Origin of the sequence: Prevotella sp. S7 MS 2 (genome assembly GCF_000762865.1) — a bacterium.
In the GTDB taxonomy this organism is placed as follows: domain Bacteria; phylum Bacteroidota; class Bacteroidia; order Bacteroidales; family Bacteroidaceae; genus Prevotella.
Genome location: NZ_JRPT01000002.1, coordinates 104,013 through 124,140, shown reverse-complemented (window position 1 = coordinate 124,140; position 20,128 = coordinate 104,013). Strand labels below are relative to the sequence as shown.

Below are 20,128 nucleotides of genomic sequence, written 5' to 3'. Positions count from 1 at the left end.
CAATTGATTAATTCAAATTATAGGTATGTACGCTTGTACCCTGTGCAGAAGGCAGATAATTGATACCCCACCAGCACATTTGCAACAGCACAAAGCTCACGATGAGTATCCAAAGGGCTGCTTTGGGGCTGCTTCGGCGGTCGAGTCGCAGATGGATATAAGCTAAATAGGCAAACCAAGTGGCTGCCGCCCATGTCTCTTTCGGGTCCCACGCCCAGTAATGTCCCCATGCTTCTTTTGCCCATAAAGCCCCGAAGAGCATGCCGATGGTGAGGAATGCCCATCCCACATAGACGAGGTTGTCGCAGATGTCGAACTCTTTTTCGGTGACGACCGACTTTTTCAAGAACAGCAGATAGCACGCCATGACAAACGCTGCACCCAAGATGGCGTAGGCAAACATATATACGATGACGTGTGGAGCGAACCAAGGACTCTGTAAAGCAGGCATCAATGTCTTGCTATGTATCTCTGGTTTGAAGATATTGATGCACACAAAGACTGTTGCAAGGAGCGTGCTGAAAGCGAGAATCCACTTATATCGCCATAGCGAATAAACGATGATACCGGTCAAAGGCAGGAAGAACGAATACCACAGGCGGGTTTCTCCCATCGTACGTAAGGGTGGGCGTTCGAGCGAATTCCACAATCCGAGGATGTAAGCGAAGAACACCAATAGGCCGATACCAGTGAGAATATAGGCCCATTTAGTGATGTTTTTCCAAGCAGCATACGCTCCCAGTGTCCAAAGCCCCACTGCTATGGTAGCGAAAATGATAAATTCATGCCATGTCATAAGGCTTCTCCTCCTTTCTACGTTGTGCAAATACGAACATTAAAATGGCTCCGGCAAGCATCAGGAAGATACCTATATAGACCATAGGGAGCCACGGATCGGTCACGAGTTCAAAGATACTCATATTGCTCCACTTACCCATTTGCTCGTCATAACTTAGTTGATAAATCTTCCAACCGGCCACACTGAAAGGTTTGTTTACCTCTATGGTGGTGGCAAGGTGTTTGCCTTGTTTGGTGAAGACCTCTACCTCGGAGGCGAAACGTTGCGGTTCGCGGGGTGGAGTGGCTAAACTGACGTGCTTGTTGAGGCGTAATACTTCTGCCGGATACATGTAGCTGCCCCCAGTAACCCATCCTTCCACCTTTCGACCGGTCTTCGATTGCACGGCTTCCACATGCAAAGCACACTCTGCTCCGCTCGATTTCCACTCTTTATAAGTATATTGTGGCGCCTTGTGAGGGTCTTTAGAGGGTACCATACGAGGCGCAGCTTCGTCGAAACGTTGCGTTACCTTGATACTCCATGAGCCTAAAGTACCACCTTGAAATTTGTCATCGATGAGCAGAGTTTGCGGTTTTTTGCTCAACGGCATATTGTTCTTATTGTCGACAATGACCAGTTTGGGTGGATATTCGTCGATGGAAAAGCGGTTCAACTGGAGCGCTAAAGGTAGCTCGTGCATCGTACCGTGACTGTCGAAAGCACGCCATTCGGGTTGCCCTTCCATGCAATACATCTTCAACCGCTGCATGTCGGCACTGCCCAAGGTGCCACATACGACCACTAAGAAGAGCCCTAGATGGCTGATGATAGCCGGTAGGGCTCGACGGCGGAAATGGATAAGCTGGTGAACGGTGGCTAGTCCGACGATGAGTGTAGCCCATAGATAGGTCAAGATGAACGGCCATGAACTTAACATGCGGCTGAATCCCAAGGGGTCGGTGGGTGCATGGTCGGGTGGAAGTTGCTTGACCAGTCCCATGATGACCGTCAATAAAGCTGCAAAAGCGACGGCCGGAACGGCAGCCTGTGGTGTTATCATAAAACGAAGAGCGTAGATTCTGCCTCTAAGAGCATAACCTACGCCTATGCTCATCAGTATGATGGCCACTAGAAAGATGTTTACTGGCCACGCCATCAGTGCCCAATCAATGCCTCCTATAGTAAGTTGAAGCAAGACACCTGTTAACAGTAAGCCTGCTCCGATGGCACTTCCTTCAATGATTCCCCAAGGTTTTTTCCACATAAGTGTGTGTGTTTAGTATTTAGCGGGAGTTAATGGAAGAACGAGGCTAAGTGTATTTAGCTCCCGTTACCTCTATTAACTCCCGACAGGAAAGTTCTTATAGTCTACCAATTCTTACATTGGTTGTGCGATGAAACGCTTGTTTTGACGTGCTTTCTCAATCCAAACAGGAACTACAGTTTTCAAGAATTCCTGCTTCTTTTGCTTTAACAACGGCATATTTAAACCGATGTAAGCCTGAGCTTTGGCCTTTGTTGAGATGTCGGGCAATGGAATATCGCCGGTGAAACCGTGACGTGCCACGACTTTAGCTACTTGTAGACGAGCATCTTTAGCATATTCCATGGCTGCAGCGAGTAATCTCATCACCTCTTGAGGGGCATGGAAAGCGGCTCCATGACTAGCTAATGCGTAGTCCCAACGCCATTGACTCTTGCGTAAATCGTCGAGAACATGCTTCATCTCTGGCTCTGTAGCTCCCTTATCCCAAGCAAATTTGGCTTCGATATGTGCATAGGCCAACTCTGAGTTCACTTTGACGGCAAAGTCGTACACTTTCTTTTGGCGCTCATAAACATTCTGACGGAGCGTCTCGGCATCCTGTCTATGGCAAGTCTGACAGGTGCGATCAATGTGTGCCAACGGACTCATAACGTGGTGATCGGTGTACTTGATGCCACCTTCTTGGATGTATGGCATGTGGCAATCGGCACAACTGACACCGCGCTGAGCATGGATTCCTTGCAGACTCATCTCGTATCCGGGGTGCTGAGCCTTTAAGATAGGAGTTTTAGAGAGTGGGTGTATGTAGTCGTAGAAGCCTATACTATCGTAGTAAGCCTCTGCAGCTTCGCAGGTCATACCCTTCTCTTGAGGGAAGTGCAAGTAGTTGTTGTTCTCTTTTTCAAAGTAGTATTCGGTGTGACATTGCGCACATACGAGTGAGCGCATCTCTTGATGGCTAGCTTTGCGCACGTCTTTACCTACGCGTTGCCATGCTTCGTAGAGAGCAGGACGAGCCGGGCGAAGCTCCATGGTACGTGCATCGTGGCAGTCGGAACAGCCCACGGTGTTCATCACTTGGTTGCCCCAATCGCTCCACTTGGCTCCATAGAAAGCGCCAATACCTTTCTCTCGCATCAGTCGGGGTACGTCCGGCCCCTTACAAGTCCAACAAGTACCGGGTTGCATCTCCTTTCCTCCCTCTACACCGGGGGCTCCGGTACGCAATATCTTACGCAGATCTTCGAGGCAATGACGGTGTCCACGCGGGGTGTTATAGTTCTGTGAGAAAGCATATCCTGCCCAAATGACGCAGATAGCTGGTTGTTTTTCCAATATGTCTACTTCTCTTGAACCATTGTATAGGCTTACAAACGAAGTGTCTTCCGTCATAGACCACGTCTCATACTCGCGTGGGAAGTCTTCTTTGAACTTCTCGTTCTGCGATACAATGGAGTCATTGAACATCGTCCGGCGATTGTTGAACACGCTTGCTACTTCGGCACGGCGCTCCAATAGCGAACTAACGATGAGTCCAAGCACGAATACTATGACCATAGCTCCACCGAAAAGGAGCCATCCTTGCCAACGTTTTAATTGCTTTGCCATATCTCTGATATTTTAATTTAAGTTTCGTATGTATGCTCAATAGAGGAGTTATCGGGATTTAAAGGGAGTTAGGAGGAGTTCAAAGGGAGTTATCGGACAAATGTCTGTTATCTCCTGTTACCTCCCGTTATCTCCAGTTAACTTCTATTTAATTCTATCCATCCTTCAACTTGCGAAAGTTTGGTTTTGATTATTCGTTTAATCGTGATATTATTTGGTAGAGTGTCCTAGCAAATGCTGCAACCATTCGGGGACAGGAGAGCTGGGAATAGGTGTTTGGGTTTCGCCCCATGGTGTGCTCGATAGCGTATTCATGCTACCGTGTGGTACGTTGCGGTGACAGTCCCAGCATGCCATTCCCTCGCCACGCTTGGCCATCATGTAGTCTATACGTCCCGTCTTGACAAACTCCTGATTCAATTGTTTGTGGCAACGAATACAGTTGTCCATGATGACTTCGGAACTTGCGGTCTCTGCCCTGATAGCTTGAGCCTCACTATTGGTTACGAAATAGGCCACATGTTTCATACCGTCGACCCCTTTAAAGAGGTATTTCATGGCCATATTTTGGTGAGGTACGTGACAATCGTTGCACGTTGCGTCGCGTCCATGGCTGGAATGTTCCCACGTTTGATAGTAAGGTGTCATGATATGACAGTTGACGCAGGCTGCCGGATCGTCGCCAATAAGATATGTGTGCATGCGTAAGAGGTATAAGAAGAGGGCTATCAACCCCACGATAACACCGCTAAGAACGAGCAATGTTATTTTCTGTCTCTCCGACAGGCGGTCTTTCCATGTGATGAGCTTACGAAAATCCATAGGCCATAATCAGATTATTGTTCGCAAATATAATCATAAATAAGGATGCGAGTTGTCAATAATTCAGAAAATTATCCTTATTTATGAGGAAAAGAAGTATTTTTCTTGTTTGCGAGAAATTATGTATCTTTGTCGGCAAATGAAAATAGGCAATATAGAATATGGTCGACATCCGGTGTTTCTGGCGCCGATGGAAGACGTTACCGACATAGGTTTCAGACTGCTATGCAAGCGTTTTGGTGCTTCCATGGTGTATACCGAGTTTGTAAGTGCCGAGGCTTTGGTGCGCTCCATCAAGTCGACGGTGTCGAAACTCACTATCAGTGACGATGAGCGCCCGGTGGGAATACAAATCTATGGGCGCGATGTGGAGTCGATGGTTGAGGCTGCCAAGATCGTAGAAGAAGCTCATCCGGACGTCATAGATTTGAATTTCGGTTGTCCAGTGAAGAAGGTGGCGGGCAAAGGTGCAGGTTCGGGCATGCTACGCACTATCCCCTTGATGCTCGATATTACGCGTGAAGTGGTGAAAGCCGTGCATACGCCGGTGACTGTGAAGACTCGATTGGGATGGGATACCAACAGTTTGATTATCACTACATTAGCCGAACAGCTGCAAGATTGCGGTATCCAAGCTTTGACTATCCATGGTCGTACGCGCTCACAGATGTACACTGGCGAGGCCGACTGGACGCTGATAGGCGAGGTAAAGCACAATCCGCGTATCCATATTCCCATCATTGGCAATGGCGATGTGACTTCTCCGGAGCAGGCTGCCGCTGCTTTCGACCGCTACGGTGTGGATGCTGTCATGGTGGGGCGTGCCACTTTCGGATGCCCATGGATATTTAAAGATATCAGAGACCATCTAGATGGCAACGTCGATGCTACGCCGTTGACTCTTGATGAGAAGATTGATGTGCTTGAAGAACAATTGCGTATTAACATCGAACGTATTGATGAATACCGCGGTATACTCCATACGCGTCGCCATTTGGCTGCCAGTCCCATCTTCAAAGGTATTCCCGATTTCCGCCAAACGCGTATCGCCATGCTGCGTGCACAGAAAGCCGATGAGTTGATGGAGATACTGGAACAGTGCCGGGATCGGTTGAGAGGCTAGATAGATAAAAATTAAAAGGTGTTGAAATGACTCTCTTTATGGAAGCGTAAAGGCATTTGACTATGCAGAGGTTTGGCGTTTCGGGCAAGCCTAAAGTCGTAGAAACTGGCATGTTTAACGTCTCATACCTTCTATTATTTCTCATTTCTTATTTCTAACAAGTCTGCTTGTTGGTTCATTTATTTGTTAACCGGCAGATTGCAACGGCTAGTCAACATTACTGTTCGGGTTTTGCAGCATTGCAGAAAAGGCGAGGCAGTAAAGCTGGTGTGCCTTTGCACTCTACTAGTTGACAAGTAGACGGGTTGACAAGTGAACGGGATGAGTTTGTAAGTGATTTTGTTTTTAAGTTCGTTAGTTGTTGGAATCGTATTTCATGAGGGTTTGTAGGGATACGATATGTTGCGTCCGTTGGGAATCTACAGCTATATTTACCTCATTCTTTTTATAATTTCTCACCGCAATGTTTGCAGAATCGGTCGTTAGGATCGACTTTGTTACCACATCGGGGGCATTTGCCGTGCTCCACTTTTTGAGTGGTTTCATCGACAAAGGTGGCGGTAACGATACCCGTGGGGATGGCGATGATGGTATAACCAAGCAGCATGACGAAGGCCGAGAGCAGTCGTCCGAGAGGTGTGGTGGGTGTGATGTCGCCGTAACCGACGGTGGTCATGGTGACGATGGCGTAATAGACGGACGTACCAAGGTCGGTAAATTGGGTGCCGGGTTGATTACCTTCTACGAGATACATGAGTGTTCCGATACACGTAACGAGTATCAAAACGAACATGAAGTAAACCATAATCTTGCGCATGCTGCGTCGAAGGGATTGCAGGAGTAGGTAGCCCTCGTTGAGAAAGCTGAAGAGCTTGAAGACGCGGAAGATGCGAATGAAGCGGAACGAGCGCAACAGTATCATGTAGCGTGCGCTTGGGAAGATGATACTGAGGTAAGGTGGAATGGTGGAGATGAAGTCGATGACGCCGAAAAAACTAAGGGCATAGTCCTTTGGGCGTGGCGAACAATAGAGTCGGGCGCAGTAGTCGATGGTGAAAAGTACGGTCATGAGCGCCTCTAATACTTCCAAGATGTACTTGTAGGTGAGTGCCAACGACTGAATACTCTCTATGAAAGCGACAATGATACTGACAAGAATGACGATGATGAGTGCCACGTCGTAGGCTTTACCTTCGGGCGTATCGGCTTCGAAGATAATGTTATAGAGACGCTTCCTCTCCATCCATGTTGGTTTCTTCATATTGCAAAAATAGTAATTTTCCGGATACTTAGGATGTAACAGGGTGAAAATTGCTGAAAACGTTTATTTCTTTTATCTGTTCTCCCTTTGCCATTAGTAGTAAAAATCGTAACTTTGCAACAATAATAGAAATGGATTTGTCGGTCGAAAAATGAAAGAGAACGATGAAACCATTTCTCGACTAGGATAATAAAAGAACAAATACTAATAAGTACTTCATTATGGCAAAGAAAGCTTTATTGATGATTCTCGATGGATGGGGAGTCGGAAAGCATGGAAAAGGAGACGTGATTTATAATACACCGACTCCTTATTTGGATTATTTGACAGCTACATCGGCTCACTCACAGTTGATGGCTTGCGGTGAAGACGTAGGTCTGCCCGATGGTCAGATGGGTAACTCTGAGGTGGGTCACTTGAATATTGGTGCCGGACGTATCGTTTATCAAGATTTGGTAAAGATTAACCGTGCTTGTAAGGACGGTTCTATTACCAAGAATCCGGGTATCGTTGCAGCTTACAGTTATGCTCAGAAGACCGGTAAGAAACTCCACTTGATGGGCTTGACTTCTACCGGTGGTGTGCACTCTTCGCTCGACCATCTGTTCCGTTTGGTAGAGATAGGTAAGGAATATGGGTTGAAGAATCTGTTTGTACACTGCTTTATGGACGGTCGCGATACCGATCCGAAGAGTGGTGTGGGCTTCATTCAGGAGCTTACTGATGTATGTGCGAAGAACGATGCCAACATTGCTGACATCGTAGGTCGTTTCTATGCTATGGATCGCGATAAGCGTTGGGACCGTGTAAAGACTGCTTACGATCTCTTGGTGAATGGTGAGGGTAAGGCAGCCAGCGATATGGTGAAGGCGATGGAAGAGAGTTATGCTGAGGGTGTGACCGATGAATTCATCAAACCTATCGTTAACAGCACTGTAAATGGTAAGATTGAGGAAGGCGACGTAGTAATCTTCTTCAATTATCGTAACGACCGTGCCAAGGAAATGACACAGGTGTTGACACAGCAGGATATGGATGAGCAGGGTATGCACACCATTAAGGATTTGCAATACTTCACTATGACTCCGTATGATGCGAACTTTAAAAACGTAACTGTGCTCTTCCCGAAAGAGAATGTACAGAATACATTGGGTGAATATCTCTCAGGTTTGGGTAAGAAACAGTTGCATACAGCCGAGACAGAGAAGTATGCTCATGTGACATTCTTCTTCAATGGTGGTCGTGAAGCTCCTTATGAAGGTGAAGACCGTATCTTGGTGGCATCGCCAAAGGTGGCAACTTACGACCTGAAACCTGAGATGAGTGCTTACGAAGTGAAGGATAAATTGGTGGGAGCTATTAAGACTCAGCAGTACGACTTCATCGTGGTGAACTTCGCTAATGGCGATATGGTAGGTCATACAGGTATCTATAATGCTATTGCTAAGGCTGTGCATGCTGTAGATAATTGCGTGAAAGAGGTTGTTGAAACGGCTAAGGCGAATGATTACGAAGCCATTATCATTGCCGACCATGGTAATGCTGACAATGCAATCAATGAGGATGGTACGCCTAACACGGCTCACTCTTTGAATCCGGTGCCATTCATCTATGTTACAGACAATAACAGTGCTACGGTGAAAGACGGTCGTTTGGCCGACGTGGCTCCATCAATCCTCCATATCATGGGCTTGGAACAGCCTACCGATATGACTGGTGAGAATCTGATTTCTGATACCGGTGAGTTTATCGCTGCAAAGTATTAAGCTCGTAAAGAAATAAAATAAAAGCGCCTGCATGATTACCATGCAGGCGCTTTGTGGTTTATTGATGGACAGAATTATAATTCTGCTAATAGTTGTTGAATCTCTTTTTTAGTGATAGTGCTTTGTTCTTCCTTATCGTAGATGGCCAGTAAAGTGATGATACCGTCTTCAATATCAATGATAGTAGTGTAGGTTATGATGCGTACCCCATGGCTTTTGCCTCTCCCCTTATCACAAATTTGCATTCTGATTTTGCGAATTCCATTTCCTAAATCTACTCCTTGAGTAGGATTGGATAGTAAGGAACGTTCGAGATTTAATAAATCCTCTTTGATGTTTCTGTACTTTTTGGCAAGCCGTTTTAACTGCTTATCAAAGGGAATAATAGTTTCTATGCTATAATTCTTTCAATAAAGAAGCTAATGGTCGACTGGTACTTTTGCCTTTTTTTACTAATTTCATCTCTCTTAATCCATCTCTAATATCATCTAGAATTTCTTTTTTCTCAGCTTTACTCATTTCCTGTTTCTCCTCTCTTTTTAGTTTGTTAAGGTACTTGTGCAATTTATTGAGTGCATCCGTATTTCCAAATAAGGATGCAACATCGTGTAAAATCGATTGCTGTAATTCTAATGACTTGTCCATAGTCTTCCTCTTTGCAGGCAAAGATAATGCTTCTTTATTGGTGCAGCAAATATTTTTAGTAACTTTGTGGACAAAAGAAATGCGATGAATGTAAAGATAGAAGAGTCGTGGAAAACGCATGTTGGTGAGGAATTCGAGAAGCCTTATTTCTCGCATCTGACTGATTTTGTTCGGCAGGAATATGCTCAAGGCACTTGTTTTCCGCTGGGACGATTTATTTTTAATGCCTTTAATTTGTGCCCATTCGACAAGGTGAAGGTGGTCATTATTGGTCAAGATCCGTATCACGAATACGGTCAGGCGCATGGACTCAGCTTCTCTGTGAACGATGGAGTGCCGTTTCCGCCGTCTTTGCAGAATATCTTTAAGGAGATAGAATTGGATTTAGGGTGCCCTGTTCCGTCTTCGGGAAACCTCACACGATGGGCAGAACAAGGCGTATTGTTGCTGAATGCTACGCTTACAGTGCGTGCCCATGCTGCCGGAAGTCATCAGCGTAGAGGATGGGAAACGTTTACCGATGCTGTGATTCAGGCCTTGAATCGTGATAGAGAACATTTGGTTTTCATTCTTTGGGGGGGATATGCACGTAGCAAAGTGTCGCTGATAGACCGTTCGCGTCACTTTGTGTTGGAGTCGGTACATCCCTCTCCGCTCTCCGCTAATCGTGGTGGGTGGTTCGGGAATCATCATTTCTCGCGGTGTAATGCTTATCTTCAAGAGCATGGTATCGCACCTATACAATGGTAAAAAGCATGGATAACGAATTACATATTATACAAATAGGGGATGTATTGGTATCTCCCGACATCCTGACAGAGAAGTTTTGCTGTGATTTAGAGAAGTGTAAAGGTATCTGTTGCATTGAAGGTGATGCCGGAGCACCAGTGACTTTAGACGAGATAGGGGGCATAGAAGACTCGTTGGATACTGTTTGGAACGACTTATCTGCCTCGGCTCAGTCGGTAATAGACCGTCAAGGAGTGGCTTATAGCGACCGTGATGGCGACTTGGTGACAAGCATTGTTGGGGGAAAAGATTGTGTATTTACTTGTTATGAGAACGGTACGTGCCTCTGTGCATTGGAACGTGCCTATAGAAAAGGGACTACGCGATTCGTGAAACCCATCTCTTGTGCACTTTATCCTATACGTGAAAAGACTTTCAACGATGGTACTGTAGGACTAAACTACCATCGTTGGGAAGTGTGTAAGGATGCTGTTGCCAAAGGTAAAGCGCTTGACTTGCCGATATACCGGTTCTTAAAAGAACCATTGATACGTCGGTTTGGTGAGGACTGGTACAAGGAATTGTGCGCAGTAGCCGAACAGTTGTTGGGCTTATGACTTTCGATACTCTGTAGGGGACAAACCTACATGCTCTTTAAAGTACTTACCGAAGAAGCTCTGATTGTTGAAATTCATCTCTTCGGCAATCTCTCTAATGCTCTTCATTGTATTCTTCAGCAATACACGAATTTCTAAAACAACGTATTGGTCAATCCATTCGTTGGGTGTACGATGGCTTACTTGTTTGATAACTTCAGAGAGATACTTGGGCGTAATGCACATCTGATTGCTGTACCAACTTACCCGTCGCTCCTTTCGATAATGTTGTTCTACAAGTTTAATGAAGTCGCTGAAAATCTCGTTGGCGCGTGGTTGGCGATTATTAGGTGATGTTTGAAGGTGATAAATCACGTTGCTGATGTCGTAAATCATTGTTGTTAGCATTGATTTAGTGGTCTCGCGACGGAATTGATGTTCCTTGTTCTCTACCTTACGCTTGATAATATTGAAGTAATTATGTAGTGTTTGGGCTTCGTCTTGTCTCAAGTGGAAGACTGGATGGTTACGTGCAAAGAGGTATAGATAGGATAGCTCACGAATGTTAGCAACGATTTCGTAGAAGAACTCGTAGGACAATACAATGGCTATGGCTTTAAAATCATCGCTCAATACGTAGTTGTTTGCCACCTGACCTTCACTTACGATGATGACATCGTTTACTTGAACGGTGTGGGCAACCGTATCAATGGTATAGTGAGCTACCCCTTTTGTACACAGTGCCATGAACAAACAATGCATTCGGCGAGGCTCATTGGGGAATGGGATATTGGCTAGATCGTCTACTAGGAGTATGTCATCTTCTATATGACTTCCTTGGTATAGCTTTTTAATAGATGGGATAGTGATTTCTTCTAGGCGTTTACTCTCCATACTTCATGATATTACTTGATTTCACAAAGATACAAAATAACATTGAAGAAAAAGTGTTTTATCAATATTTTTAATAGTTCCAATCTTCATGCCAACGGCTTTTGATGCCGATACCCTCTATTTTTTGTATTTGTGACCGACGAAAATTGGTGTCTCCGCTGATACATACTTGTCGGCAATTTGTTATCTGTAGGCGTTGGAATATCTGCTCATCCATTTGTCCACTACAGATATATTGGGAACCATTTATATAGATACATTCGCCTGGTATGGCATCTCTGAGCGTGACGCGGACATAGCCTTGAAAGCCTGTTCCAAACTCATAAAATACCGAATCGCCCTCTACATTGAAATATAGCGGCCGTATTTCTTCTGCAACAACTTCTTCTTGATAGAATGATTGGTGCCATCGGGTAGATCGATTCTGTGGAGATGGAATCATGGTGGCAGGATACCAGCAAGCTAATGACTCGTCGGCTGTGGAGTAAGTATATTCCTCTGACAATCCATTTTGTACTTGTCGACCATCGGGCATGAGTGAAAATGAAGCGCTACGACATAACCATCCCTCGCTTCCATCGTAACTAAAACGCTGCCCATTGACCCATTTTCCATCAAAACGAAAGGCAAACAGAGCCCTATCAAGGTCATAGGCGAGGGGTGAACAGTATACGGCGATGATATTATCTCCCGCTTGTAAGAATCGGGTGACATCGAAAATATGTCCTATACTGCCCGTATCTCCTTTCTCCCGATAAGGTAAACGATAAGCAGTAGATACATCGTAACCATTGACATAAAGCCGAAAATACCCTGTGGTAGCAATGCTGATAGAAGCTTGTGTGGGGCGTTCGTGGAGCGAGTAGGTATGTCGAAACCATACCATGTCGGCTTTGTCTGCCTGAGAAGCCGACATCCATTGCATTCCGAAGTCCTGTGCCGAGATTGCAAGGAAGTAGCATAAAGTTGCAAATAGCATCCACTTCCTCATCTGGTATCGCTTTGTTTTATAACCAAGGTATCAATACCAACCGCAAAGAACAGCGATATATATTTCTTCATGAGGTGTTTAGCGATTAGGTTTCCGTTTGCAAAGATATAAAAAATCACATCGAAATGCAAGAAGGAGAGCAAATGATGCTCTCCTTCTTTTATATTATATGTACGTGTACAGTATTATGCGTCGATGTTAGCGTACGTAGCATTCTTCTCAATAAATTCTCTACGAGGTTCTACATCGTCGCCCATGAGCATCGAGAATATCTCGTCTGCGTCGGCTGCATTCTCTATCGTTACCTGCTTGAGCAAGCGAGTAGTTGGATCCATTGTTGTTTCCCAAAGCTGTTCGGGATTCATCTCACCCAAACCTTTGTAGCGTTGGGTATGGATATTCTTATCGTCCGGACCGGTAGCATACTTGTCGAAATAAGCCTGTCGTTGCTGTTCTGTATAGCAATATTCGCTATTCTTGTTCTTGTATGAACATTTATAGAGAGGCGGAGTAGCGATGTAAAGATGTCCTTCTTCGATGACTTTCGGCATGAAACGATAGAAGAGCGTCATAATCAGTGTGTCGATGTGTGAGCCATCGACGTCGGCGTCGGTCATGATAATAATCTTGTCGTAGCGCAACTTGTCGATGTTTGCCTCGCGATCATCTTCGCCCTCTACACCAAAACGTACACCGATACTTTGGATGATATTCATTACAGATTCGGCTTCAAATACGCGATGCCACTGTACTTTCTCAACATTCAGAATCTTACCACGCAAGGGTAGGATGGCTTGTGTATAACGATCGCGTCCCTGCTTAGCCGAACCACCTGCTGAATCACCCTCGACTAGGAATATCTCGCTGCTCTTTGGATCCTTGTTAGAGCAGTCGGCCAGCTTTCCGGGCAGTCCACCGCCACTCATTACGCTCTTGCGCTGAACGCTCTCACGAGCCTTGCGGGCTGCAATACGTGCCGTAGCGGCCAATACTACCTTCTCGCAAATCTTCTTCGCTTCGTTAGGATGCTCTTCCAAATAGTTTGCCAGCGCTTCGCCCACAGCCTGTTGAACGGCTCCGGAAACCTCACTGTTACCCAACTTGGTCTTGGTCTGACCCTCGAACTGAGGCTCTGCCACTTTGATAGAGATAACGGCTGTCAAACCTTCGCGGAAGTCTTCGCCCGCAATTTCTATCTTGGCTTTCTCTATTTGCTTGGATATGGTCGGCTCCGAATCAGCGTACGACTTCAATGTACGAGTCAATGCTGCGCGGAAACCAGTCAAGTGTGTACCACCCTCTATGGTGTTGATGTTGTTCACGTATGAGTGGATGTTCTCCGAATAGTCTGTGTTATACATCACAGCTACCTCGATAGGGATGCCTTGTTTCTCTGTTTTGAGATAGATAACATCGTCGAACAGGTGGGTACGATGACGGTCTACGTAGCGCACAAACTCCTTCAATCCGTCTTTGGCATGGAATACTTCCTCGCGTGTCTTGCCTTCCTCGTCAGCGCGAAGGTCTCTCAATGTGATGCGGATACCTGCATTCAGGTAGGCCAATTCGCGCATACGCGATGCGATGATGTCCCAACGATAGGTAGTCGTTGTGAAGATAGCAGGATCTGGCCAGAACTGTTGGCGTGTACCACGAAGCTCTGTTTCGCCCACAACCTTAACTGGATAGAGGGGCTTTCCTTTCTCGTATTCCTGCTGATAAATCTTTCCGTCGCGGAATACCTGAGACATCATGTGAGACGAGAGTGCGTTCACGCAACTCACACCTACACCATGCAGACCACCGCTGACCTTATATGAACCCTTATCAAACTTACCACCGGCGTGCAATACGGTCATAACGACCTCCAAAGCCGACTTATGCAACTTGGCGTGCATGTCTACAGGGATACCACGACCGTTATCTTGTACAGTGATAGAATTATCTTGGTTAATGGTTACTTCAATGTCTGTACAGTATCCGGCCATAGCTTCGTCGATAGAGTTGTCCACTGTTTCGTTGACCAAGTGGTGCAATCCTTTTTCACTAATGTCGCCGATATACATGGCCGGGCGCTTACGCACAGCCTCCAGTCCTTCTAGAACTTGGATATTCGAAGCTGAATAATTAGCCTCGGCATTTAGATTTTCTGCCATTTTCTCGATTAGTAATATTTCTGCAAAGATACAAAATTGCCGTGAAAAACAGAAATATTTAGTGTCAAAAAAAGTAAGGGCGCATTCTTTGAAGAATGCGCCCTTACTTACTTGTAAATCGGAATATTATCCTAATTTACTAATATGCAAAGCCAAACTTGACTTCAAGTTAGCTGCCTTATTCTTGTGAATAATGTTGGTCTTGGCTAATTTGTCCAGCATTTTCTGTACAGATGGGTACAACTGGGCAGCTGCATCCTTATCTGTCATTGCGCGTAATTTACGCACTGCATTACGCATGGTCTTTGCGTAATATTTGTTATGAAGAGTTCTTGTCTTTGTCTGACGGATTCTCTTAATGGATGATTTGTGATTTGCCATCTTTACTTTTTCTTTTATTTCTTATTGTAGTCCCTAGGAGAGTCGAACTCCTCTTTAGAGAATGAAAATCTCTCGTCCTAACCGATAGACGAAGGGACCATCGCGTTTAATTTGCGGGTGCAAAGTTAGACACTTTTTCTTATTCCGCCAAATATTCGTGAAGAAATTTTAATAAAAGCCGCGTTTTTTCGCGTTTTTGCACTACCTTTGTCTCATTATGCTCATCAAAACAAGGGCTATCGTACTTCGCGCGTTCAAATTCAGAGACACTAAAATAATTGTCGATGTGTTCTCTGAATGGCAGGGGCGTATCTCTTTGGTTTGTAGTTTGTCGCTTTCGGGGCGTGGAAAGTTTAAGAAGCAACTTTTCCAACCGCTCACACTCCTTGCTATTGAGTTCGATGACAAAGCTCGTGGTTCCTTGTTTTCTTTGCACGATGTGCGTGTAGATATTCCTTATTCATCCATCCCGTTCAATCCTTATAAGTCTACGGTGGCGCTGTTTATTGCCGAATTCCTGTTATATGCCACTCGTGGGGAGCAAGAAAATCCCGCTCTTTATAACTATTTACGTTCCAGTATGTCGTGGCTCGACCTTTGTCCGGCGTCGTTTGCCAACTTTCATTTGGTCTTTACCATGCGTCTGAGTCGCTTCATCGGATTCTTCCCCAATCTCGACGACTATGTACCGGGCAGCCTCTTCGACCTTCGCGAAAGTCGCTTTCTGTTCACCATTCCGCTCCATTCCGACTATCTGTCTGCCGAAGAGACCTCGCGTATCACCTTGCTGATGCGTATGAATTATGAGAATATGCACCTTTTTGCCATGTCACGTAGTGAGCGTAGTCGATGTCTACACCTTATATTATTATACTATCGACTGCATACTCCCGGATTTCCCGAATTGAAATCGCTCAGTGTGTTGGAGAGTTTGTTCGATGAATAATGGGGAGTAAAAGCCTTATCTTTACCCTCTATAGCCCCACCCCACCCTCCCCAAGGGGGGGGAGGGAGACTATTTAAAAGTTTATTATTAGGCTGGATGACAAGTAGACTAGTTAACGAGTAAACAAGTTAACAAAGTTTTGGGAATAAAGGTAGGCAATAGTAGAGACGGAAGGTAATGGACGGGGGCGGGACTGATGACTTTTTATTTCCGTGAAAAAACTACAACGAGGACGGAGAGTGTATAAATAATGTCAATGGAGAGGTGGAGAGAGTTGTCTACTTGATAACTTATCTTTATATTTGTGGTCATGAGAAAAACGAGACACCTATATATATTGTTCTTGATGGTTTTGTTTTCGTTGGGAGTATCGGCTCAGAAAGCGGGAAAGATAGAAGCAAAGCGTAACGTCATTGATGGGGGATACAACTTTTGGTTGTATACTCCTGAAGAGTATGAGCCCCATGGACACGCGCTCCCAGTGGTGCTCTTTTTGCATGGGGCAAGCTTGTGTGGCAACAATCTCGACCGTGTGCGTCGCTACGGAACGCTGGATGCGCTAGAGAAAGGTAAAATAATTCCTGCCTTTGTGGTAGCCCCTCAGAATCCGGGAGGGTCGTGGAATCCGCGTAAACTCAACGATTTGTTGGAGTGGATGGAGAAGAATTATCCCGTCGATGCGTCGCGCGTGTTTGTCTTGGGTATGAGTTTGGGCGGCTATGGTACGCTTGATTTTGTGGGTACTTATCCTGAAAAGGTGGCCGCAGCGATGGCTTTATGTGGCGGAACGACGCTACACGACGTGCAAGGAATGGGGCGTGTGCCGCTTTGGATTATGCACGGTACGGCTGATAGAGCGGTGAATGTGAGGGAGTCGAAGAAGGTTGTGGAGAGTTTACAGAGTGCCGGTAACGACCATTTGCTACGTTACGACTGGATAGCAGGAGGCTCTCACGGACTATTGGCGCGTATTTTCTATTTGCAGAAGACGTATGATTGGCTTTTCTCTCATACGTTGAAAGACAAGCCAAGAGGTGTGGACAGGTCGTTCGACATTACTCGTGAAGACATCAATACGACGTATCAAGAGCTCCGAATGCTGTCGGAAGACTATGATAAGGAGTGATTTGGAGTGAGAATATAGTTAGTATTATTGTAGGATAGCAGAAGCATTCATGGTCAGAATTTTCTGTTGGATGTAGTTTTTGAATTCTTCTCCACCTAATACTTCTATATCGTCGTAGAGTCCAAGTACGAATCTTCCGATACCCACATAGCTTGCCACGTCAATGTTTAGCAGCCAATGCTCTGAGTCATCGGGTGTGAACGCGTCGGTGGAAGCTGGATATTCCTCTATCATCAGGTTGTGGGAGAGTTGCCCCATACGCAGACAGATGGGTAGGCGTTGCTCACTACTGAACATGAAGATATCGGTAAAGAGCTGGCGGTGACGCTCTGTGTGAATCCAAGGTGCGTCGTATGTTTCCACGTCACCGATGCGCGAAAGTTTGAAAGTCTTGTTGGTATGGCTCTTGAGTTCGTAACACCGCACGTCCAGATTGTCGTTTAAGAACATGTAAGGCTCTACTACACGGTCGGAAACACTGCGACTGTGGGGTGACGAATAGTCTTTGAGGCAGACCGTTTGACGATGGTTTATGGCATCGCGTAACTTGTTGAGTATGTCGATGGTGTGGGCTTTAAAGCGGGTATCGGTATAGAAACGGAGATGGTAGAAGCGTTCCAACTTGCGTTTGAGGATGCCTACGACAGGATTTTTGGCGTCGGCAGCTTCCAGCAGGTGGTGCATGAAGGTAGCTTCGGTGTCGGAGAAGTTGACCGACCGTGCTATCTCTTGAAAGAAAGGTGAGTCGGTATCCAGTCGGTAATGGCTGTTTTCATGAACCACGATGAACTCGTTTTCGCGGAAAAACTTCAAGTAATTATAGAGTTGTCGGCGTGTTGTGCCTATTTGTTTGCACAACTCTGCAGCAGTATAGTCGTGCCCATCGGTCATGAGCAACATGAGTTTGAGTTCCTTTGATAATTTCTCCATCTTCTATTGGTTAGCTTAGCAAATATACAAAGTTTTTTTATAATAGTGTTAAACTATAAAAAGAACTGAATATTTTCATTGTTTACTTCTCTCTAAAAGATAAAAATAGTACCTTTGCTAAAGGATTGAAGAAGTCCGACTTCTTGTTGGAAGAACATTCCTAAAGAATCTTTTAAATAAACAAAATAACTAATTCTAATATCGACAGTGTGATGGACATGGCGCGATCAGAAGCAAGTTGCGAGATGCCGAAAGCGCTGTCAAACAATAACAAAACCTATGACAAACTATCCTAAGATTGGTATCAGACCAACAATCGACGGCCGCCAAGGCGGAGTACGCGAAAGTCTCGAAGAGAAAACAATGAGTTTGGCCAAAGCTGTGGCCGAGTTAATCAGTTCACATGTTTACAATGGCGACGGAAGTCACGTGGAATGTGTGATAGCCGATAGTACGATTGGACGCGTAGCTGAGTCGGCTGCTTGTGCCGAAAAGTTCGAGCGTGAGGGTGTCGGTGCTACGATTACCGTCACATCTTGCTGGTGCTATGGTTCGGAAACGATGGATATGAATCCTTATTATCCCAAGGCTGTGTGGGGATTCAATGGTACCGAGCGTCCGGGAGCCGTATATCTAGCTGCCGTATTGGCCGCTCATGCACAGAAAGGATTACCCGCTTTCGGTATCTACGGACACGATGTACAAGACTTGGACGATAATACTATCCCTGCAGACGTGGCTGAGAAGATTCTGCGTTTTGCCCGTGCAGCACAGGCAGTTGCTACCATGCGCGGTAAGAGCTACCTCTCTATGGGTACCACTTGTATGGGTATTGCCGGCTCAATCGTAGATCCTGACTTCATGCAGAAGTATCTTGGACTGCGTACGGAGTATGTAGATATGGTGGAAGTAATGCGTCGTATCGACGAAGGAATATACGATCCGGAAGAGTTTGAGAAGGCTATGGCATGGACAAAGAAATATTGTATGCCTAAGGAAGGACACGACTGGAACATCGAACGTAATGGTAAACAGAAGAGTAGAGAGGAACTTGACAAGGATTGGGAGTTCACAGTGAAGTGTATGCTCATCACTAAAGACTTGATGCATGGTAATCCTCGACTGAAGGAACTGGGCTTCAAGGAAGAGGCTTTAGGTCATAATGCTATCTTGGCAGGTGTTCAAGGACAGCGCCAGTGGACCGACTATAAGCCAAATTTCGACTTCCCTGAGTCGTTGGTTTGCTCTTCTTTCGACTGGAACGGTACGCGTGAGGCAGGTGTCTTGGCTACCGAAAATGACTCTTTGAACGGTATAGCAATGCTTTTCGGTCACTTGCTGACCAATAAGGGTGTGATGTTCTCAGACATTCGTACCTATTGGAGTCCCGAAGCTGTGGAGCGGGTGGCAGGCAAGAAGCCTACAGGAGCAGCCGCAGGAGGCTTTATACACTTAATCAATTCAGGTGCTACCACACTCGATGCGACAGGAGCAGTGAGCGATAGCGAGGGTAATCCTACGATGAAGCACCACTGGGAGTTGACCGATGCAGAGGTTGAGGCTTGTTTGAATGCCACTACTTGGTATCCGGCCGACCGCAATTACTTCCGCGGAGGTGGTTTTTCGTCTAACTTCCTCACTCGTGGTGGCATGCCAATGACTATGATTCGTGTGAACAGAGTGATGGGATTGGGTCCTGTTTTACAGTTGGCTGAGGGTTGGACGGTAGATCTTGATCCCGAAATCAATGCTATCCTCGATGGCCGTACCGACCGTACATGGCCTACTACATGGTTCGTTCCACGTCTCGATGCAACCAAAGATGCCTTTAAGGACGTTTATTCTGTGATGAATACATGGGGAGCTAACCACGGTGCCATCGCTTATGGTCACATCGGTGCAGACATTATCACGCTCTGTTCTATCCTTCGTATTCCTGTATGTATGCATAATGTAGCCGACGAAAATATATTCCGTCCGTCGGCATGGAATGCATTTGGTATGGATAAAGAGGGTGCTGACTACCGTGCTTGTCAGAATTTTGGCCCTATTTATTAATATGACGCTATCCCCCTTGCTATCGGTAAGGGGGATAACTATTTCTAT

The 20,128-nt window shown here is 45.7% G+C and carries 19 protein-coding genes and 1 tRNA gene; 7 read left to right on the top strand and 13 right to left on the bottom strand.

What is annotated here, in order from left to right; translation table 11 throughout:
* Positions 1-7: 7 nt before the first annotated feature.
* The 4 genes from ccsA to nrfH form a co-directional block, all read right to left on the bottom strand.
* A complete protein-coding gene (gene ccsA / locus HMPREF0671_RS01125; protein WP_036896166.1) occupies positions 8-796 on the bottom strand; it encodes a cytochrome c biogenesis protein CcsA in 789 nt (262 codons plus the stop codon).
* Entirely contained in the window at positions 783-2,045 is a 1,263-nt protein-coding gene (locus HMPREF0671_RS01120) for a cytochrome c biogenesis protein ResB (protein WP_036896164.1), read from the bottom strand. The genes ccsA and HMPREF0671_RS01120 overlap by 14 nt, the downstream gene beginning before the upstream one ends.
* Positions 2,046-2,159: 114 nt before the next feature.
* Positions 2,160-3,656: an ammonia-forming cytochrome c nitrite reductase gene (gene nrfA, locus HMPREF0671_RS01115; protein ID WP_036896162.1), complete on the bottom strand. Its 1,497-nt coding sequence runs from the start codon at positions 3,654-3,656 to the stop codon at positions 2,160-2,162.
* Positions 3,657-3,866: 210 nt separating this feature from the next.
* On the bottom strand, positions 3,867-4,478 hold the full coding sequence (gene nrfH, locus HMPREF0671_RS01110) for a cytochrome c nitrite reductase small subunit (RefSeq protein ID WP_036896160.1): 612 nt from the start codon (positions 4,476-4,478) through the stop codon (positions 3,867-3,869).
* A gap of 139 nt (positions 4,479-4,617) precedes the next feature.
* Here nrfH and dusB point away from each other — a divergent pair, with 139 nt between their 5' ends.
* Positions 4,618-5,601, top strand: coding sequence for a tRNA dihydrouridine synthase DusB (gene dusB, locus HMPREF0671_RS01105; protein WP_036896158.1), 984 nt, complete (start codon positions 4,618-4,620; stop codon positions 5,599-5,601).
* Between the two features lie 445 nt (positions 5,602-6,046).
* Here dusB and HMPREF0671_RS01100 read toward each other — a convergent pair whose 3' ends face one another.
* Positions 6,047-6,862, bottom strand: a complete 816-nt coding sequence (locus tag HMPREF0671_RS01100) for an ion transporter (protein ID WP_036896156.1) — start codon at positions 6,860-6,862, stop codon at positions 6,047-6,049.
* Between the two features lie 221 nt (positions 6,863-7,083).
* Here HMPREF0671_RS01100 and gpmI point away from each other — a divergent pair, with 221 nt between their 5' ends.
* Positions 7,084-8,628 carry a 2,3-bisphosphoglycerate-independent phosphoglycerate mutase gene (gpmI, locus tag HMPREF0671_RS01095; protein ID WP_036896154.1) on the top strand — a complete coding sequence of 515 codons (1,545 nt, stop codon included), beginning with the start codon at positions 7,084-7,086 and terminating at the stop codon, positions 8,626-8,628.
* Between the two features lie 74 nt (positions 8,629-8,702).
* On the opposite strand, the gene HMPREF0671_RS12610 is transcribed toward gpmI, so the two are convergent.
* Positions 8,703-8,873, bottom strand: coding sequence for a hypothetical protein (locus HMPREF0671_RS12610; RefSeq protein WP_369793908.1), 171 nt, complete (start codon positions 8,871-8,873; stop codon positions 8,703-8,705).
* Between the two features lie 151 nt (positions 8,874-9,024).
* Entirely contained in the window at positions 9,025-9,273 is a 249-nt protein-coding gene (locus HMPREF0671_RS01085) for a hypothetical protein (protein WP_036896150.1), read from the bottom strand.
* 84 nt (positions 9,274-9,357) lie between these two features.
* On the opposite strand from HMPREF0671_RS01085, the gene ung reads away from it, so the two are divergent.
* Together ung and HMPREF0671_RS01075 are read left to right on the top strand one after the other, a co-directional pair.
* Entirely contained in the window at positions 9,358-10,023 is a 666-nt protein-coding gene (gene ung, locus HMPREF0671_RS01080; protein WP_036896148.1) for a uracil-DNA glycosylase, read from the top strand.
* 5 nt (positions 10,024-10,028) lie between these two features.
* The gene (locus HMPREF0671_RS01075; RefSeq protein WP_036896198.1) at positions 10,029-10,619 is read left to right on the top strand and encodes a DUF3109 family protein; all 591 of its coding nucleotides are present in this window, start codon (positions 10,029-10,031) and stop codon (positions 10,617-10,619) included.
* Here HMPREF0671_RS01075 and HMPREF0671_RS01070 read toward each other — a convergent pair.
* From HMPREF0671_RS01070 to HMPREF0671_RS12155, 5 genes are all read right to left on the bottom strand, one after another.
* Positions 10,614-11,492, bottom strand: coding sequence for a helix-turn-helix domain-containing protein (locus tag HMPREF0671_RS01070; protein ID WP_036896146.1), 879 nt, complete (start codon positions 11,490-11,492; stop codon positions 10,614-10,616). The genes HMPREF0671_RS01075 and HMPREF0671_RS01070 overlap by 6 nt on opposite strands.
* Positions 11,493-11,562: 70 nt before the next feature.
* Positions 11,563-12,483 (bottom strand): alpha-L-rhamnosidase N-terminal domain-containing protein, encoded by a 921-nt coding sequence (locus tag HMPREF0671_RS01065; protein WP_156431083.1) that lies wholly within the window; start codon positions 12,481-12,483, stop codon positions 11,563-11,565.
* A 185-nt stretch (positions 12,484-12,668) separates the two neighbouring features.
* Positions 12,669-14,639, bottom strand: coding sequence for a DNA topoisomerase (ATP-hydrolyzing) subunit B (gene gyrB / locus HMPREF0671_RS01060; protein ID WP_036896144.1), 1,971 nt, complete (start codon positions 14,637-14,639; stop codon positions 12,669-12,671).
* A gap of 126 nt (positions 14,640-14,765) precedes the next feature.
* Complete coding sequence (gene rpsT / locus HMPREF0671_RS01055; RefSeq protein ID WP_036896142.1) at positions 14,766-15,020, bottom strand: 30S ribosomal protein S20; 255 nt, start codon at positions 15,018-15,020, stop codon at positions 14,766-14,768.
* Between the two features lie 27 nt (positions 15,021-15,047).
* A tRNA-Glu gene (locus tag HMPREF0671_RS12155) sits at positions 15,048-15,119 on the bottom strand.
* A gap of 118 nt (positions 15,120-15,237) precedes the next feature.
* On the opposite strand from HMPREF0671_RS12155, the gene HMPREF0671_RS01050 reads away from it, so the two are divergent.
* The gene (locus tag HMPREF0671_RS01050; protein WP_036896141.1) at positions 15,238-15,966 is read left to right on the top strand and encodes a DNA repair protein RecO; all 729 of its coding nucleotides are present in this window, start codon (positions 15,238-15,240) and stop codon (positions 15,964-15,966) included.
* A 310-nt stretch (positions 15,967-16,276) separates the two neighbouring features.
* Positions 16,277-17,092 carry an alpha/beta hydrolase-fold protein gene (locus HMPREF0671_RS01045; protein WP_036896140.1) on the top strand — a complete coding sequence of 272 codons (816 nt, stop codon included), beginning with the start codon at positions 16,277-16,279 and terminating at the stop codon, positions 17,090-17,092.
* 24 nt (positions 17,093-17,116) lie between these two features.
* Here HMPREF0671_RS01045 and HMPREF0671_RS01040 read toward each other — a convergent pair whose 3' ends face one another.
* Positions 17,117-18,022 carry a YafY family protein gene (locus HMPREF0671_RS01040; protein ID WP_036896139.1) on the bottom strand — a complete coding sequence of 302 codons (906 nt, stop codon included), beginning with the start codon at positions 18,020-18,022 and terminating at the stop codon, positions 17,117-17,119.
* A 279-nt stretch (positions 18,023-18,301) separates the two neighbouring features.
* Between HMPREF0671_RS01040 and fucI the strand changes: the two genes are divergently transcribed.
* Positions 18,302-20,080: an L-fucose isomerase gene (fucI, locus tag HMPREF0671_RS01035; RefSeq protein WP_036896138.1), complete on the top strand. Its 1,779-nt coding sequence runs from the start codon at positions 18,302-18,304 to the stop codon at positions 20,078-20,080.
* Positions 20,081-20,128 lie beyond the last annotated feature (48 nt).